The sequence below is a fragment of the Rhodohalobacter halophilus genome (assembly GCF_001715195.1).
GTDB lineage: Bacteria > Bacteroidota > Rhodothermia > Balneolales > Balneolaceae > Rhodohalobacter > Rhodohalobacter halophilus.
Genome location: NZ_MDWE01000041.1, coordinates 32104 through 47732 on the forward strand (window position 1 = coordinate 32104; position 15629 = coordinate 47732).

At 46.6% G+C, this 15629-nt stretch carries 14 protein-coding genes; 8 read left to right on the forward strand and 6 right to left on the reverse strand.

Going from position 1 to position 15629, the window contains the following annotated elements; all coding sequences use genetic code 11:
- The first annotated feature begins 1 nt into the window (after nt 1).
- The 4 genes from BG260_RS11045 to BG260_RS11060 all read left to right on the forward strand — a co-directional run bounded on the left by BG260_RS11045 (nt 2) and on the right by BG260_RS11060 (nt 2231).
- The gene (locus BG260_RS11045) at nt 2–295 is read left to right on the forward strand and encodes an HU family DNA-binding protein (protein ID WP_069132638.1); all 294 of its coding nucleotides are present in this window, start codon (nt 2–4) and stop codon (nt 293–295) included.
- Entirely contained in the window at nt 288–1544 is a 1257-nt protein-coding gene (locus BG260_RS11050) for an HU family DNA-binding protein (RefSeq protein WP_069132640.1), read from the forward strand. Before BG260_RS11045 ends, BG260_RS11050 begins: the two co-directional genes overlap by 8 nt.
- Nucleotides 1545–1577: 33 nt before the next feature.
- Nucleotides 1578–1889: a Dabb family protein gene (locus BG260_RS11055; protein WP_069132642.1), complete on the forward strand. Its 312-nt coding sequence runs from the start codon at nt 1578–1580 to the stop codon at nt 1887–1889.
- Between the two features lie 66 nt (nt 1890–1955).
- A complete protein-coding gene (locus BG260_RS11060; RefSeq protein WP_069132644.1) occupies nt 1956–2231 on the forward strand; it encodes a Smr/MutS family protein in 276 nt (91 codons plus the stop codon).
- Nucleotides 2232–2942: 711 nt separating this feature from the next.
- On the opposite strand, the gene BG260_RS11065 is transcribed toward BG260_RS11060, so the two are convergent.
- Nucleotides 2943–5903, reverse strand: coding sequence for a TonB-dependent receptor (locus BG260_RS11065; protein ID WP_083750274.1), 2961 nt, complete (start codon nt 5901–5903; stop codon nt 2943–2945).
- A 222-nt stretch (nt 5904–6125) separates the two neighbouring features.
- Here BG260_RS11065 and BG260_RS11070 point away from each other — a divergent pair, with 222 nt between their 5' ends.
- A complete protein-coding gene (locus BG260_RS11070) occupies nt 6126–6815 on the forward strand; it encodes an SIMPL domain-containing protein (protein WP_069132646.1) in 690 nt (229 codons plus the stop codon).
- Between the two features lie 64 nt (nt 6816–6879).
- Nucleotides 6880–9273, forward strand: a complete 2394-nt coding sequence (locus tag BG260_RS11075; protein WP_069132666.1) for an endonuclease MutS2 — start codon at nt 6880–6882, stop codon at nt 9271–9273.
- Between the two features lie 6 nt (nt 9274–9279).
- On the opposite strand, the gene BG260_RS11080 is transcribed toward BG260_RS11075, so the two are convergent.
- Both BG260_RS11080 and BG260_RS11085 read right to left on the reverse strand, forming a co-directional pair.
- A complete protein-coding gene (locus BG260_RS11080) occupies nt 9280–9516 on the reverse strand; it encodes a TIGR03643 family protein (protein ID WP_069132648.1) in 237 nt (78 codons plus the stop codon).
- A 50-nt stretch (nt 9517–9566) separates the two neighbouring features.
- Nucleotides 9567–10079: a phosphoglycerate mutase family protein gene (locus BG260_RS11085; RefSeq protein ID WP_069132650.1), complete on the reverse strand. Its 513-nt coding sequence runs from the start codon at nt 10077–10079 to the stop codon at nt 9567–9569.
- 84 nt (nt 10080–10163) lie between these two features.
- On the opposite strand from BG260_RS11085, the gene BG260_RS11090 reads away from it, so the two are divergent.
- Complete coding sequence (locus BG260_RS11090) at nt 10164–11060, forward strand: glycerophosphodiester phosphodiesterase family protein (RefSeq protein ID WP_083750275.1); 897 nt, start codon at nt 10164–10166, stop codon at nt 11058–11060.
- Between the two features lie 3 nt (nt 11061–11063).
- Here BG260_RS11090 and BG260_RS11095 read toward each other — a convergent pair whose 3' ends face one another.
- The 3 genes from BG260_RS11095 to BG260_RS11105 all read right to left on the reverse strand — a co-directional run bounded on the left by BG260_RS11095 (nt 11064) and on the right by BG260_RS11105 (nt 13908).
- Nucleotides 11064–11795: a uroporphyrinogen-III synthase gene (locus tag BG260_RS11095; RefSeq protein WP_069132654.1), complete on the reverse strand. Its 732-nt coding sequence runs from the start codon at nt 11793–11795 to the stop codon at nt 11064–11066.
- Between the two features lie 44 nt (nt 11796–11839).
- Nucleotides 11840–12922 carry a BamA/TamA family outer membrane protein gene (locus BG260_RS11100; protein ID WP_141691584.1) on the reverse strand — a complete coding sequence of 361 codons (1083 nt, stop codon included), beginning with the start codon at nt 12920–12922 and terminating at the stop codon, nt 11840–11842.
- A 224-nt stretch (nt 12923–13146) separates the two neighbouring features.
- The gene (locus BG260_RS11105) at nt 13147–13908 is read right to left on the reverse strand and encodes a M90 family metallopeptidase (RefSeq protein WP_069132658.1); all 762 of its coding nucleotides are present in this window, start codon (nt 13906–13908) and stop codon (nt 13147–13149) included.
- A gap of 299 nt (nt 13909–14207) precedes the next feature.
- Between BG260_RS11105 and BG260_RS11110 the strand changes: the two genes are divergently transcribed.
- Nucleotides 14208–15593: a tyrosine phenol-lyase gene (locus tag BG260_RS11110; protein WP_069132660.1), complete on the forward strand. Its 1386-nt coding sequence runs from the start codon at nt 14208–14210 to the stop codon at nt 15591–15593.
- Nucleotides 15594–15629: the final 36 nt, after the last annotated feature.

Genomic DNA, 15629 nt, shown 5'->3' on the forward strand with positions numbered 1-15629 from the left:
TATGACTTATCGTGAACTCATAGATAAACTTGCCAAAGCTACAGGGCGGTCTAAAACCGAAACCAAAGAGCTTCTTGATGATACTGTCTCTACTCTTTCCGGTCAGCTTTCCCGCGGAAAGGGAGTTTCCATCCCCGAACTTGGAACCTTCAATACAAAGGTGAAAGAGGTTCAGAAAGTTTACAATCCGCACTATAAGAAGTATATGCTCGTACCACCCAAGCGTGTGGTGGAGTTTAGCCCGTCGTCGGTTCTTAAAGATGAACTAAAGTTCGCGGGAAAAGACGATGAGTGAAAAAATCACCTTCCGGGAGTTGGTTGAACTGATTGCTAAACAGTCGGAACAGAGCCAATCTTCCACAAACAGTTTTATCGGAGAACTTGTCAAGATTATTGAATCCGGCCTGAGGGATAGCGGATCGGTGAGTATTTCGGGATTTGGAAAGTTTGAACTTCGATGGATGAAGGAGCGTCCGGGTGTTAATCCCCAAACCGGGGAAGAGATTACCATTCCCGGCCAGAATAAAGTTGTGTTCAAACCTTTTAAGGCACTCCGCGAAGATGTAAATCGCCCATATGCTAAAATGGAGGCCCGGGTACTGGATGAGAAACCCGGAGATTCTGAAAATGATGCCAACAAAGGTAGTAAACATGATCTGACCGAAACAAACCCTCCACTTTCTAAAAGCGGGGTATCCGATTCCCGTGAAGATGACGGTGAAGACTTCCTGGTGGAGCGGCCCAACCCTGTTAAAAAAGAACCCGCCAAACCGGAAGAAAAAAAGAAGGAAAAACCGGTTACCGCACCTGCCTCCAAAAAAAGTGAGGTTGAGAAAATTTCCGGTGAACATCCTGCTAATGAAAAGCGGCCTGCTTTAACCCCCGAAAAAGAGACTGAACTGGTTGAAGAAGTTCAGAAGAGAAGCGGCATGAATTGGTCGTATGCAGCAGCCGCAGTTTTGGTTGCATTGGTCATATTTTTAATTTTTCTGATGAGTCGGCAGACCGACAACGGTTCTGAAAATGAACTGGCCTCGCAATCCGATCAATTAACAGAGCAGGTTGCTCCCAATCAATCAGGCCAAGAATTTGCCGAAAGTGAGCCTGATGTAGAGCCGGGCCCCGAACCGCCGCCCCAAGAACCTGATTCTCCTCCGGCGGGTGAAGAGAGTGACATTCCAACGAATGTGCATACGATAGAACAGGGAGAATCTCTTTGGAGTATTGCAGAAAGCACGCTGGGGAATCCCTACTTGTGGCCGGCCATCTACAATTTGAATCAGAATGAGTTTGAAAACCCAAATATGATACAGGCATCGGCTGAGCTGGATGTCCCTGTATTTTCAGATCCAGACAACCTGACGGAGCAGCAGCGGTATCAGGTTGCAGAAGGATATCTCGCGGTCTATCAATGGACCCGTACCAACAACCCGGATGATGCAAAGCACTTTCTCTGGGCAGTTGGAGTCTTTTCTCCGGATCTGCTCGATCAAGCAGCTTCAAGCGTAGATCAGGCAGATCTCGCGTTTGCCAAAACGCGATAAACACCCAATTAACAATCCTAAATCAGAGGAAATATGATACGTCATATCGTAATGTGGAAACTACAAGATGAAGCCGCAGGCGCTTCAAAACAGAAGAATGCTGAAAAAATGAAGTTGATCCTTGAGGGCCTTCGAACAAATATTGAGGAGATCAAGGATGTGGAGGTCGGAATTCAAATTACCGAGGACGATCCTGACGGACTGGATGTGGTTCTGATCTGTGATTTTGAGACCGATCTCGATTTCAAAATGTACACGAGAAATCCGCATCACAAAAAGGCCGTTGATTTCATCAAAAAAGTTGCCGAGAAACGCTATTCTGTGGATTATAAAATGGATTTATAGAATCATGTAATATCACTCGTGGCACGACTCAAAGTTGTGCCACGAGTATTTATTTTTCTTCCCTGAATGAATGAAGATGAACCCCATAAAATCCCCATCAATGGGGTGCTTGACCTCCACTATTTTGCCCCGGAGGATCTCTCCACGTTGATTGACGAGTATATTCACGCCTGCCTCGAAAAGGAGATCTATCAAGTACGGTTTATTCACGGGAAAGGGATCGGGAATATCAGGCGAAGTGTACACGCCCTTCTTGAGCGGAATCCACATGTTACCGGCTATCAGCTTGCGGATGAATCGGGTGGGGGCTGGGGGGCCACCATTGCTAATCTGAGGCCTTAATTTTCAGCAATCCTCTGCATGGGTGTCGTCCCTGCGGAACTTACAGAGCTTTTCTTTTCCATTTTTCTACCCCTTTGATTTGTCTCATCCGGTGCAAATCGCGCAGGAATTTATTGACACATTGCGTACCTACGGCACGCGGATATTTTCATTTCGATTGATTCTACCCATATGACGTCTCTGACGAGACGTTGGATATGATGGATAAATCGGTACAGTGGTCTCTTTTTATTTAAACAGGATGAATCGTGTAGCTTCTGTTGCATTATAGCCATTTCTGGAGATTACATTCCCGGTTCCATTTTTCTCCCCATCTGTTGTCCCTGACGGGACAATGGATTGCAATACCAATGAACGTTCGGTATCAGAATTTTGAGTCGGAGATTCCCCTCCTTCGCAAGGAGGGGGCGGGGGTGGTTCAACACATTCATGTATGTTCAGGGCTTGGATATGAATTGCCAATCTGATTTTAATCGGCAATTAATCCCTCATCTAACAAAGCCGAACTCCACTGTTTTTTTAGGATGATTATTATGCCAAAACCCAAGATTCAACGTCCCCCTGGAGACGTAACATGGGTAGAAAAGAAAAGCCCCCCACCCCTTCAGTGCCGTAAGGCACGACACACCCTGCCGGATGTAATTAATTACACAAAACAAAAAAAGAGGCCCGAAGGCCTCTTTTTAAAAATCAGATATTTGCCCTAAACAGTTAGTTCAGGAATTGGTCGAATGTCAGTGAGATATAGTAGATCGCACCCAGATTCGGTCCGCCATAGTTGAGGAAGTGACGGTTGTTAAAGATATTCGATCCGCCCGCCTTAACGACCGTCTTCATATCAGGAATTCTGTAGGAAACCTGAGCATCAAATGTACTCACGTCCGGCACACGTCCGCTGGCAAATGATGATGTCCAGTCAAACGCTTCCTGCCATCTGTAGGTCAGGTTAAAGCCCAGCTGCTCTGTGAGGCGACGATTACCGAATGATACATTCACCTTATGTTCCGGTGTGTTATAATCGAAAATGTACTGATCTTCACGCTCGGTGATCAACTCATTCCAGTTGTAGTTGGCGCTGATCAGGAACCCTCTCGGCAGGTTATAATCAACTCCAAGAACTGCACCCTGAGATTTTACTGTTTCATCTACGTTGGTGTAGAGCTGGAATGTATTGCTGGCATCACCTGAAAGTAGTGAAGGAGCATAAATCTGATTATCCGGATTCATCGGATTTTGCAGATCGATCGGTCCTGCAGCTCTTCTTACTCGGAACTGAGCAATAAAATCATCATAAACATTGTAGTAATAGGCTACGTCAATCAGGAGTCTGTTTCCAATCAAACCTTTATATCCAATCTCATAAGCCTGGATCTGTTCCGGTTTTACAGGATTGAATGTAGTAAACGGCTCTAATTCCAGAAGCGCAGCCTGGTTACCGGACAGAAGTCCTTCGGTAAATCTTTCAACCGACTCAAGCGTGAATGCATTTTCCGTCACATTGTACTTATCAGCCAGGTATGGAAGTCCTCCAAGCAATCGGGCGGTCAGTACATTCAAATCAATATACTGTCCCTGTGTGGTTGGGTTTCGGAAACCAGTCTGGTAGGAAGCACGCACATTGTGGCCGTCTGCCACTTTAATAACGGAAGAGATACGAGGGTTAAACTGTCCGTCGAAGTTCTCATTCTTGTCATAACGCACGGATCCGGTCAATCTCACGCGATCATCCAGAATGGATTTTGCCGCCTGAAGATATCCGCCATACTCATTGATATTCACCCCGCCGTCGCCATCATCAAAGATGGTTCCGTTTGATCGGAGCTGATACTGGCGGAAACTCAATCCAACCTGAAGGTCCACAAAGTCGATCTCATTTTTGAAGTCATACTGTCCTTCGGTATGGAGGAACCGGGATTTGTCATTGAAGCGTGCACCGTTCGGCACAGTACCTTCAAGAGCTGCGTCGCGTGCTGCGTTGAAAGCAGATGTTCCCGGCTGGAATCTATTGGCATCTGATGAAGCACGAGCCGCATTGTGTAAGTTTGAAACCGTGCCTGGATTCGACAACAGTGCTTGAACTATCGCAGGATCGTAATTTGTATTCCCCTGAGTTGCAAAGTATGCTTGGGCTAATCCGCCGACAAATGTTCCGCCATAATTCGCATACCAATCGGTTGTACCCAGATATGCATCATTCACGGCAAACCCTACAAAATCAGCAATGTAGGAGTCGCCGGAATCTTCAAAAGTTCCGTATGCGCGAACCATAAAGTTATCTCCTTCGAGCTGGAGCTTATGTTGCTGGATACTAAAGTTCTTCAAACTGTAACGCTGTGCACCACTATAGATCGATGTCCCGAAACCGTAGTTCATGGCATAGCTCGCCTCCACATTGTCTGTAAGCCGGTAGTGCAGCGAAGTATTAAATTTGAGGTTTTTCGCATTGTGGTCTACCAGATACTCTTCACGATATCCTGTCCTGGCAACCGGCTGAGAAGGCAAACTCTGCGCAAATTGAATAGCATCTTGCTGACTAATCGGAAGCTGAGATGCAACCAGTTGAGCTGCAACACCCTGTACAAAGTCCGGATTAAGACTCAGTAATCCCATGTTGAACGTTCCATCATCTCCATAAAGATGGACTCCGTCAAAAGCAGGGTTTTGTCCGGGGTTGTTTGCAAAATCCAACCCTGAGTTCTTATCGGAGTAGTTAATTCCTCTCCAATCATCGGCCTGGCTGTAGGAGAAGTTCAGCTTATAGGCAAAACGATCGCCCACGGTATCTGCCCAACGGATGGACGATTCAAACATATGGCGCGGATTGTTCGGCTCACCGATATCTCCGTCACTGTCTATATGGTTTACACCATTTCTTATAAACACACTCAAGCCCGGATACCGGAACGGACTCTTGCTATTCACCAGAAGAATTCCGTTAAACGCATTTGGCCCGTAGAGTGCTGAAGATGCGCCGGGAATAAATTCCAGGTTCTCCACATCCAGTTCGGAAGGACCGTTCAGGTTACCGATCGGGAAGTTCAGCGCCGGAGCCTGCGTATCCATACCGTCTGTAAGCTGAACCATTCGGGTGTTACCGGTAGAGTTAAAACCCCTTGCGTTAATAATCTGAAAGTTGATACTGCTGGTGGTTACGTCAACTCCTTTCAGGTTTCCAATCCCTTTATAGTAATTATCAGAAGCTGTCTGATTTATCGCCAGAATATCCATTCGTTCAATGGATACCGGAGCCTCCATAATACTCTCCTCCACTCGGGAAGCAGAAACTACAACGTCGGAACCAAGAAAGGTCTGTTCTTCCAGCTCAATCCGAAGTCCGGATACGTTCGACTCAGTAATTTGAATCTCCCGAGTTTGGTATCCAACAATAGAAACAACAAGTGTAATGGGCGGGTTCTCATTCACACGGAGCGTAAATTCACCGTTAGGATCTGTAGCAACACCAACGACCCGGCCTCTTACGGCTATGTTCACACCTGCCAGCTCTTCGCCGGTGCGGGCATCCACAACCTGACCGGAAACTGTAATTTGTTGTTGTGATTCTATTTCAGTGTCTGAAATGTTTGATGCATTTGAATGCTCAACAGTGGCCAATCCGGCGAACAGCAAAAGAGAGAGCAGTTGAAATGCACAATTCCGTATCCAATCTTTCATAAATAGCAGATTAAGTTAATGATTAAGGGGTTGCAAAATGCGTGCATCGAAGGTAAACCGTTTCCCGATGTTTTGTCAACTATAAATAAAACTCAATTTTTGGCATTTGCAAGCGCTTCCACAATAATTTTTATCTATCGGATTTCGTATATACATCACTGAGCTTTAATTAGTTATACATCGTCCTAAAAATTGTTCAACTTAAAATTAAACAAACTCATCATGATGAACCGCCTTCTTACTATCACGATACCGGTAATCCTTCTGCTGCTTAGTGGCTGCAATTCAGCATCAACTCTGACGGCACAGGATGCAAAAACCATTACCATAGACGCTTCAGGTGAAGTTTTAGCTCCAGCTGATGAGATTATTTTCAACATTGTTATTAACCGGTTTGATGCGGAAGCCTCAGTTGCATTTGCAAGCCACAAAGAACAAGAACGTTTCCTTACACAGTTGATTATCGACCAGCAGATTGACGAAGAATACATCAATGCATACCCAATTAATATTTCTCCACGGCGCCATACCCAAAACCCCGGTTTTGAAACGCGTCAGAGTGTAACCCTGCGCCTTCAGGACCTGGATCAGTTCGAATCGATGCAGATCACACTTATTGAAAACGGTTTTGATAACTTTTCAGCAAATTTCTCTACATCTTCTGTTGAGGAGTATCGAAAAAAAGCCCTCGAATCGGCTATTGAGGATGCCCGGGATAAAGCCGGTTTACTGGCAAACGCATCAGGTGCAGAGCTGGGGCAGGTACTCTCTATCGACTATACTTCCTCACAGCCTGTAGCACGACGAGAAATGGCGCTGATGAGTGCAGATTCATACGGCGGCTCCCTCATTGAAATGCAGCAGTCCATTCCGGTTCGGGAGAATGTGCGAATCAGATTTCTCATTCAATAAAATGAACTGATTTGATTCGATTTTAGGCGGAAAGATTCCGAACTTTCCGCCTATGTCGAATCACATGCAACTTTTCCCAGATAACAGCTCTCAAAAAATTGGTTTTGAGAGTATCCGATCAGCAACTCTCCGCAAAAGTTATACCCCTTACGGGCAGGAGGAGATTTTGCGCCTCACTCCCTCTTCCGCCAAAACCGTTGTTGAGAAGAGACTAGCCCGATCTGCCGAATGGATGAAAATCTTGCAGAGCGGAGCCGGCCAGCCGCTCACCGTGATCGACGATATCCGAGATATTTTAAAAGACAGCCGCCTGAAGGGAACCATTCTCCCCTTGGATGATTTTCCGGTTATTTACCAAAATGCGCGCCTCTCGCGGTTACTGATCAGTTTTTTTAAAAGGCTCGAATTTGACACCCCTGCCCTGGACGAGGTAACTGATCGCCTGGTGAACCTGAAACCGCTGGAAGAAGCCATACAGCGAGTAGTGACCGAACGCGGCGAGCTTCGGGATGATGCCAGCCGGGAGCTTCAAAGAGTTCGGGGTAAATTGAACCGGGAGCGCAGTAAACTTCGCAGCACGGTTCAGCAGGTCATGAAGCGTTTGGCAAAGGACGGAATGACCTCTGATGAAGGGGCAACCATCCGAAGCGGACGAATGGTAATTCCCGTCCAGGCTGAATATAAACGCAAAGTGGATGGATTTATTCATGATGTCTCCTCCACCGGGCAAACCGTCTATATTGAACCGGTTCAGGCACTTCAGATCAACAACGAAATCCGACAGCTTGAGGCTGAAGAGAAGCGGGAAATTGAACGGATTCTCCGCTCCCTCACAGACGAAGTGCGAAAATACAGTGAAGAGCTGGAGCTGAACTGTACCTATATCGGAGAACTGGATGCGATCCACAGTATGGTGTCTTTGGGGCTGGACCTGGATGGAGCCATTCCCGAACTCTCCGACAATCGCCGCATCAACCTGATTCGTGGCAAAAACCCGAACCTGATGCTGAAAAACTTCTCGCTGAAAGAGCCGGAACCGGTAGTACCTCTGGATCTCACCCTTGAAGAAAATGAACTTGGCCTGGTCATTACCGGACCCAATGCAGGAGGTAAATCGGTAGCCATGAAAACGACCGGGCTTCTCTGCATGATGCTCCAGTCCGGCTTCCCGATTCCTGTTCAGCCCGATTCTCAGCTTCCGGTTCTGAGCGGGCTTTTCGTAGATATCGGGGATGATCAATCCATTGAAAATGATCTGAGTACATTTTCGTCCCGACTGAACTGGATGAAAATAACCCTCAGCAGAATGGAAATAGGTTCACTGGTTCTGATTGATGAGGCGGGCGCCGGGACTGATCCTGAGGAAGGCGGAGCTCTCTTTCAGGCTTTTGTGGAAGAGGTGATTGAGCGCGGTTCACGCGTGATCGTTACAACGCATCACGGATCGCTGAAAGTTTTTGCCCACGAACATGATCAGGTGGTCAACGGTGCCATGGAGTTCAATCAGGAGAGCCTCTCTCCTACCTACCGTTTCAAGAAAGGCGTACCCGGAAGCAGTTATGCCTTTGAAATTGCCGACAGAATGGACCTGCCGGTCAAATTGATGAAACGAGCACGCGCTCTGCTGGGTGAACAGAAAGATTCAATGGGTGATCTGCTGATCAATCTGGAAAGACAAACCCAGGAAGCAGAAGAGCTTCGTCTCAGCTATCTGAAAAATCAGCGGGAAGCGGAAAAACAGGAGCGGGTTTACAGGGAAAAGTCGGAACAGATTGACCGTAAGCGGAAGGGCATTATTGAGAAAGCGTACAAAGATGCCGAGGAGATTATGAAAGATGCCAACCGAAGGATTGAGGAGGCGGTTGAGAAAGTGGTGAGTGAAGGCCGGGACGATAAAGAGAAAATCCGTGAGGCTCGATCTGAGATCGAAAAAGCAAAAAAGGAGATTCGCACATTCAAAGATGAGTATGAACAAGAAACTGAAAAACCGGTCAAGCGTAATGAAAAGCCTGACATTGGAGATCACGTTCTGATTGGTGACGGAAACACCACGGGCGAACTGGTGGAACTCTCGGGAAAACAGGCCACTGTTTTAGTCAATGGGATGAAAATAAAATCGAAACTGAACAAGCTCACAAAAACCGAACCTCCTGCCAAGAAAAAACAGAAGAGCCGATCCCGATCGTATGGCGGTTCCCAGGAGATAGATTTATCCGTTAAACCAAGGCTCGATTTACGCGGCAAACGGGGTGACGAGGCTATTAAAGAGCTCACTCTCTATCTCGATAAGGCCATTGCACGCAACTTGCAGCAGGTGGAAATTGTGCACGGTAAAGGAGAAGGTATTCTGCACAAACTCGTTCACGAATACCTCGAAAAACGTGATGGAGTAAAATCGTTCGACATCGCGCCGTGGGAGAGCGGCGGCAGCGGGTGCACGATTGTTGATTTAAAGTAGAGAAAGTCAGTACGAACTTGTAAAACGATCCACATTATCATTTCGCAGTTTCCGGTGTTTCGTTGACCTTCCGGACACCCGTTTTCTCCACATCTTAAAACTGGATGTCTTCAGTTCTTTTCTCATCAATTCGATCACCTCTTTTTCACTGAGGCCAAATTGAAATTTTATGGCATCGAACGGGGTCCGGTCTTCCCACGCCATCTCAATAATTCTGCTGATTTTTTCTTCAGATAGATCCATTTGTGCTGTTTCGGGAAAGAAATGCTTTTCCGGTGAAAAACATTCAAACCTTAGTACCGCAGATGAAGAAGTCTGCTCTCTCCCTCGTTATCAATGGTGATGATCAACAGATTTCCGTAGTCAGATTCGTCAAACTTGTCCTTAAAATGCTCTCTGCCCAACAGTTCATTTGCAAAGAACGGCGTTGTATTTGAATGGCCGCTAACAAGAACCGTTTTTCCTCTGTTTGATTGGAGCAGCCGTGCCACCTCCGCTTCGGGCTCATGAGGTTCATACAAAAGAATCTCCAGACTGTGCTGTTCGGCAATCGGACGGACCGTTTCCCGGGTTCGGATTCTGTCTGAGGAGTAAACCGCATCAAATGAAATACGCTCCAGCATCTCCGTCAGCCGTTCTGCCCGTTCATAGCCCGCCTCAGAGAGATCCGGATCAGCAGAGTCATCCACCTTTTCAGCGTGACGAACCAGAATAAATGTGGTGGTATCTGACTGGGCCTGAACCTCCAAGCTACCAAACAAGGCTGTAAATAAAACGATGAGCGGAAGAATTTTCTTTATGATCATGATTTGTTGATTAATTGTAGATTCACGATATATTGACACTCCATTAACTTAACTTTCCGATGTTCAAGATAAACAGAAATTACCATGCGTACCTTCTTTGCCACGCTAATTTTATTCACCCTAATCTCCTGCACCATGGAACAGAGTGAACCTTTTGACCTGCAGGGACATCGCGGAGCCCGAGGCTTAATGCCAGAGAACACCATACCCGCCATGCTGAAAGGGGTTGAACTGGATGTGACAACCGTTGAATTTGATGTGGTTGTCACCAAAGACGAGCAGCTGCTTGTTTCTCATGAACCGTGGTTCAATCATCTATTCAGCACAAAACCGGATGGCTCTCCCGTTACGGAAAGTGAGGAGAAAAGTTTGAATATATTTGAAATGACCTTTGAAGAGACACAGCAGTTTGATGTGGGACAGCGCCAAAATCCAAACTTCCCTGAACAGCAAACGATGGAAGTGACCAAACCGCTGATGGCCGATGCAATCCGGGCTGTGGAAGAGTATGCCGAGGAGAAAAACCTTCCGCCACTTCGCTACAATATTGAAACCAAAAGCAGGCCGGAGTGGTATGGGGAGTATGTACCCGGCCCCGAGAAGTTCGCCTCGCTTATGTACGATGTATTGAACGAACTGGGCGTTCTGGACCGCGTCATCATTCAATCATTTGATCCGTCAACACTGATTGCTATCCGTCAGATTGACTCATCTGTACAACTGGCCATGCTCGTTCAGGAACGGGTTCCTGCAGATATGTACATTAATATCCTGGGCTTTACCCCCGATATCTGGAGCCCGAACTATGAGCTGCTTACACCGGAGAGTGTTTCAGAGCTCAAAGCGCGGGGAATGAAAGTGATTCCATGGACGGTCAACTCAACAGAAGAGATGAACCGGGTTTTTGAGATGGGAGTGGATGGCTTGATCACCGATTTTCCAAACCGGGCGCAAGAACTGAATTTCAACCAATCAAATTAATCTTTACTCTATCTCACTCAGCACTTTTGCCATAGAAGCCCAGGACCCTTTGGCCAGGTAGTCCGGTTTGAGGCCGTCTTCTTCCAGCATTTCGGTAAGCCCGAGGCTTCCGGCAATCAACGTTGAATTGTTGAGATCCAGTTCCGGGAATGCTGTCTTCACCCGGATGTAGGCCGACCGATTATGCAGAATCACCCCATCAATCTGATTTAACTTTAGCTCTTTTTGAAACGCTGAAAGCTCACTCTCATCAAGGGTAACCTCTTTGCAAACCGTAAATTCTGCAACCGGCATCTCAAGCTCTTTCAGCAGTCCGGGCATCTCTTCGGTTTTATTTTCGGTTGTTGGATAGAGCACATATCCCTCCTTTGATATGCGAAGCATAAACTCCAGTATGTCGATCGGTTTTGCCGGTTGACGCGGCTGAATAGCCGGAATTCCGTGTGTCTCCAGATAAATGGCCGTAGGTTTATCCAGCACAATATTTACGCAGTTGATCACCTCACTCTGCAGATCGTTCTCCTTCACCCACTCTACAAAAAACCGGGCATTCCGAAGGTTTCCGTGGATGATAAATGAAAACTCAGAAAGCCGATGTTTTAGCTCATCAGACTCTTCCCGGTTCGGGCTGTATGTAAACTTCTCGAGCGGAAGGTGTAAAAAATCTATGTTTTGAACCGACTCCATCTCCAAAAACGGGGCCGCAATATCTTTATCTGCTGTCAGTAAAATCATCGGAATTTCTACTTTACTTCTTTATTAAATAATCAATTCGGGTATTAGAATATGTAACCTACACCGGCATAGATTCGGACAGCCTCAGAAGAGAACCCAAGATCTCCCCTGACAATAAAATCCGGGTTAAAGAGTGAAATTGCCCCGCCCACACCCCATGAGTGCTTCCAGTTATCAAATAGTCCGTTGCTGTCAAATTCAGAAAATACTCGTCCGCTGTCCCAGAATAGTTGTCCGCCGAATTTAACTTCATCATCCAGAATAGAGAAGAGCCAGGTTCGGGCTTCCAGAACATGTAGTATTGAACTCTTGCCCAGAAATCGGTCATAATGGTAGCCGCGAAGTCCGTACTTATCACCCAGTGAAGCCCGCTTCCAGAAGGGAGCCTCTCCCAGAATATGAACTCCCGTGATTTTCTGTGCAATCACCACATCCGGAAGAATTTCAACATAGTGTCTTAACTCTGCATGAAGCCGGGTAAAATCAAATTCACTAAAGGTAAAAGAGCCGCTCGACTCCAGGCCAGCCTCATACCGGTACCCTTCCGTTGGGTTAAACTCGCTGTCCCGATCTTCAGTGATCACTCCAAAACCAAGCGTAATAACCCTGTGATCCTGATCTCCCAGCGGATTATCCTGAGCGAACAGCGTATTTTGATCGCGCTCTGTGGCATCCATCAAAGAGAGGCCCATATCGGCGTAGAGGTCAAATGTACCCTCAAATCCAAAATCAGCAACCGTTTTTCTGGCGCGATATGAGAGATCGAGGATCTGCTTTTCATACATGAAATACTTCTCATCATAAAGCTGATCCGAAAACTCTGTTTTGTTACCAATTCCAAAATAGTGAGCCTGCCGATACCACTCCCCGATGATTGAAATTTCACTTCGGATGTCCGTTCCAAAGGAGCGCGTTCGCTGGTAGTTAATTTCACTGAGAATATCTCCCTTGGTTGAAATAACTGCATCCATTTTCAGGTTGCTCAAAAATGGAGAGATACCGTCCCCGTAGTTAAAACGTTGCATCAGCCCGCCACCGATAAAACCGGAGTCCGAGCTGTACCCCAGTACCGGCACAATTGAGTAGTGGACTCCGCCTTCGCGATCTTCTTCATCGGGGATATTCAAAATCTGGGCGTTGGATCCTTCAGCGAATAGTAAAACAACCCAAATCGAGATAAAGAGCTTTAAATACAGTTTTAGGAAGGTTTGGTTTTTCAATGTTTTAAGTAGCTACTTCTGAATTATCTTACATGGGGTGCCTTCTATGGGAATGCCTTAGTTGTAAAGACATTCAAATATAAGCATCATTCTACTCTCAAAAGAATCGAAAAATCGAGTGGCGATTCAGGCTATTTCCAGCGGATGGGATCCAGCCGGTAAAACTTCTCGAGCAGTGTATAGAGCTTCTTATTTTCCTGAAGAAGCCTTTCGGGTCGCTCAAAAAACAACTCCGTAGCCACTGAAAAAAATTCAGCCGGATTCTCCGCTCCGTATCGGTCCAGAAAAGAGCTCTTCCGGGTGAACCTCAAATCCCGATATGCTTTTGCAATGATGTTTGTCCACTCATCATCTCTCAATGTTTTTCCGTCAAGATCGATCCCCGCGGTTAAACCGTATCTGTCGTCCAGAAAGTGCGAAAACTCATGAATGATCAGGTTCAGTCCGCTGCCCCGTTCTTCACCGAATAGCTGAGACTCAATATCCTGCCAGGAGAGCACAATCACTCCTGCCTGCCAATACTCTCCTTTTCGATTCTCAAACCCCTCCTCAATAAAACCGCCCTCGGTCTCCTGGTTAACCGGTGCAACGTAGTCATCGGGGTAGATCAAGATGGATTGAAGATCACCGTAATAGTCTGCGGTTTCTTCCAGAATCAACACAGAAGCGTAGGCCCCCACTATCACTTTCATATCTTCGGTGAGCTGAAGTCCGCCACACCCTTCAAAATACTTTTCATGCAGCAGTATTTTGAGATGCTCCTGAAGCCGCTCTTTATAGTGACCCGGCAGCTTGCGGAACAGAGGCACTTTCTGCTGAAGTATTCGTTGGCGTTCAGCTGAAAGCGGCTGACTCTTCACCCATTTCCTGATAAAATATCGAATGACCGGCATGATGATTATGAATTGTGGTTCAACAGGATATCAAAACAGATTGGGTTTTCAAATCGTGCGTCTAATCTGAAAAATGATTGGAGAGTAAGGATCAAATATCCTACATTAAGGAATCAAGAAGACGGGATGAATAGAACCACACAAACATATCAGATCATCAGCTACAGCTTAATTGCTGAGGATATTGTGATCAGTCCCCACGCCTACCCGTCTGTATAGTTTCTTTCCTTTAAACTGCCCGTGATCCGGGCAGACTCGTTCTACCTACATACAATTTAAACACAAATCATATTACCGACATGAGTAACAAGAAGAAAAGATCATGGGCAGAACCCTATAAAATCAAGATGGTTGAACCGGTTAAAATGACAACCCGCGAGGAGCGTCAACAAGCGATTGATGAGGCCGGTTATAATACCTTTTTGTTAAGATCAGAAGACGTTTACATCGACCTTTTGACGGACAGCGGCACCTCTGCGATGAGCGACAGGCAGTGGGCCGGAATGATGCTGGGCGATGAAGCTTACGCCGGAAGCCGTAACTTCTACCATCTCGAAGACGCCGTCAGAAAATATTACGGATACAAACACATCGTACCCACTCACCAGGGCCGTGCAGCTGAACATATCATCTCTCAACTGATGATTAATGAGGGAGATTTTATACCCGGCAATATGTATTTCACCACCACCAAACTGCACCAGGAGCTGGCCGGCGGAACCTTTGTGGATGTTATTATTGATGAGGCCCACGATCCGGAAAATGAGCATCCGTTTAAGGCAGACATCGACCTGAATAAACTGGAAGATCTGATTAAAGAGAAAGGAGCTGACAAAATTCCATACGTATCCATTGCCACGACGGTAAATATGGCCGGAGGTCAGCCAATCTCTCTCGGAAATTTGAAAGAGGTGCGTAAACTCACTCAGAAGTACGACATTCCCATTGTTCACGATATGACCCGCGTGGCCGAAAATGCCTACCTGATTCAGCAGCGTGAACCCGGTTATGAAAATAAATCCATTCAGGAGATCGTACTGGAAATCTGTTCTCTGACGGATGCGGCCACAATGAGCTCTAAAAAAGATGCCCTTGTGAATATAGGAGGTTTCCTGGCCGTGAATGATGATGAGCTTTTTGATAAAGCCCGAAACATGGTGGTAATTTATGAAGGACTTCACACTTACGGCGGTATGGCCGGACGTGATATGGAAGCCCTGGCTATCGGCATCTCTGAGTCCGTCGATTATGATCATATCCGCGCGCGTGTTGGGCAGGTGATCTACCTCGGCGAGAAGCTGGTTGAAATGGGAGTTCCCGTTGTAAAGCCAATCGGGAGCCACGGTGTGTTCCTCGATGCGAAAAAGATTCTGCCTCATTTATCACAGGATCAGCTCCCGGCACAGTCACTTGCAGCAGCTCTCTACCTCGATTCTGGAGTCCGGGCAATGGAACGGGGGGTTGTCTCTGCGGGACGTAACCCGGAGACCGGAGAGCACAACTATCCAAAACTGGAATTAGTACGGCTCACCATTCCGCGGCGGGTTTATACACAGGCTCACATGGATGTAGTTGCTGAATCTGTGGAAGCTGTGTACCAGAATGCGAAGGAGATTAAAGGGCTGAAATTTGTCTATGAACCGGAATATTTACGGTTCTTCCAGTCCAGGTTTGAGGTTCTATAAACCGATAGTTCTCTTGATCAAACCCTCCGAGGGTTC

Coding starts and splice junctions, on each gene's coding strand:
- BG260_RS11060 (WP_069132644.1), top strand. CDS start 1,956: ATGAATGAAGATGAACCCCATAAAATCCCCATCAATGGGGTGCTTGAC.
- BG260_RS11080 (WP_069132648.1), bottom strand. CDS start 9,516: ATGGATCTATCTGAAGAAAAAATCAGCAGAATTATTGAGATGGCGTGG.
- BG260_RS11110 (WP_069132660.1), top strand. CDS start 14,208: ATGAGTAACAAGAAGAAAAGATCATGGGCAGAACCCTATAAAATCAAG.
- BG260_RS11105 (WP_069132658.1), bottom strand. CDS start 13,908: ATGCCGGTCATTCGATATTTTATCAGGAAATGGGTGAAGAGTCAGCCG.
- BG260_RS11075 (WP_069132666.1), top strand. CDS start 6,880: ATGCAACTTTTCCCAGATAACAGCTCTCAAAAAATTGGTTTTGAGAGT.
- BG260_RS11090 (WP_083750275.1), top strand. CDS start 10,164: ATGCGTACCTTCTTTGCCACGCTAATTTTATTCACCCTAATCTCCTGC.
- BG260_RS11065 (WP_083750274.1), bottom strand. CDS start 5,903: ATGAAAGATTGGATACGGAATTGTGCATTTCAACTGCTCTCTCTTTTG.
- BG260_RS11045 (WP_069132638.1), top strand. CDS start 2: ATGACTTATCGTGAACTCATAGATAAACTTGCCAAAGCTACAGGGCGG.
- BG260_RS11055 (WP_069132642.1), top strand. CDS start 1,578: ATGATACGTCATATCGTAATGTGGAAACTACAAGATGAAGCCGCAGGC.
- BG260_RS11095 (WP_069132654.1), bottom strand. CDS start 11,795: ATGATTTTACTGACAGCAGATAAAGATATTGCGGCCCCGTTTTTGGAG.
- BG260_RS11085 (WP_069132650.1), bottom strand. CDS start 10,079: ATGATCATAAAGAAAATTCTTCCGCTCATCGTTTTATTTACAGCCTTG.
- BG260_RS11070 (WP_069132646.1), top strand. CDS start 6,126: ATGATGAACCGCCTTCTTACTATCACGATACCGGTAATCCTTCTGCTG.
- BG260_RS11050 (WP_069132640.1), top strand. CDS start 288: ATGAGTGAAAAAATCACCTTCCGGGAGTTGGTTGAACTGATTGCTAAA.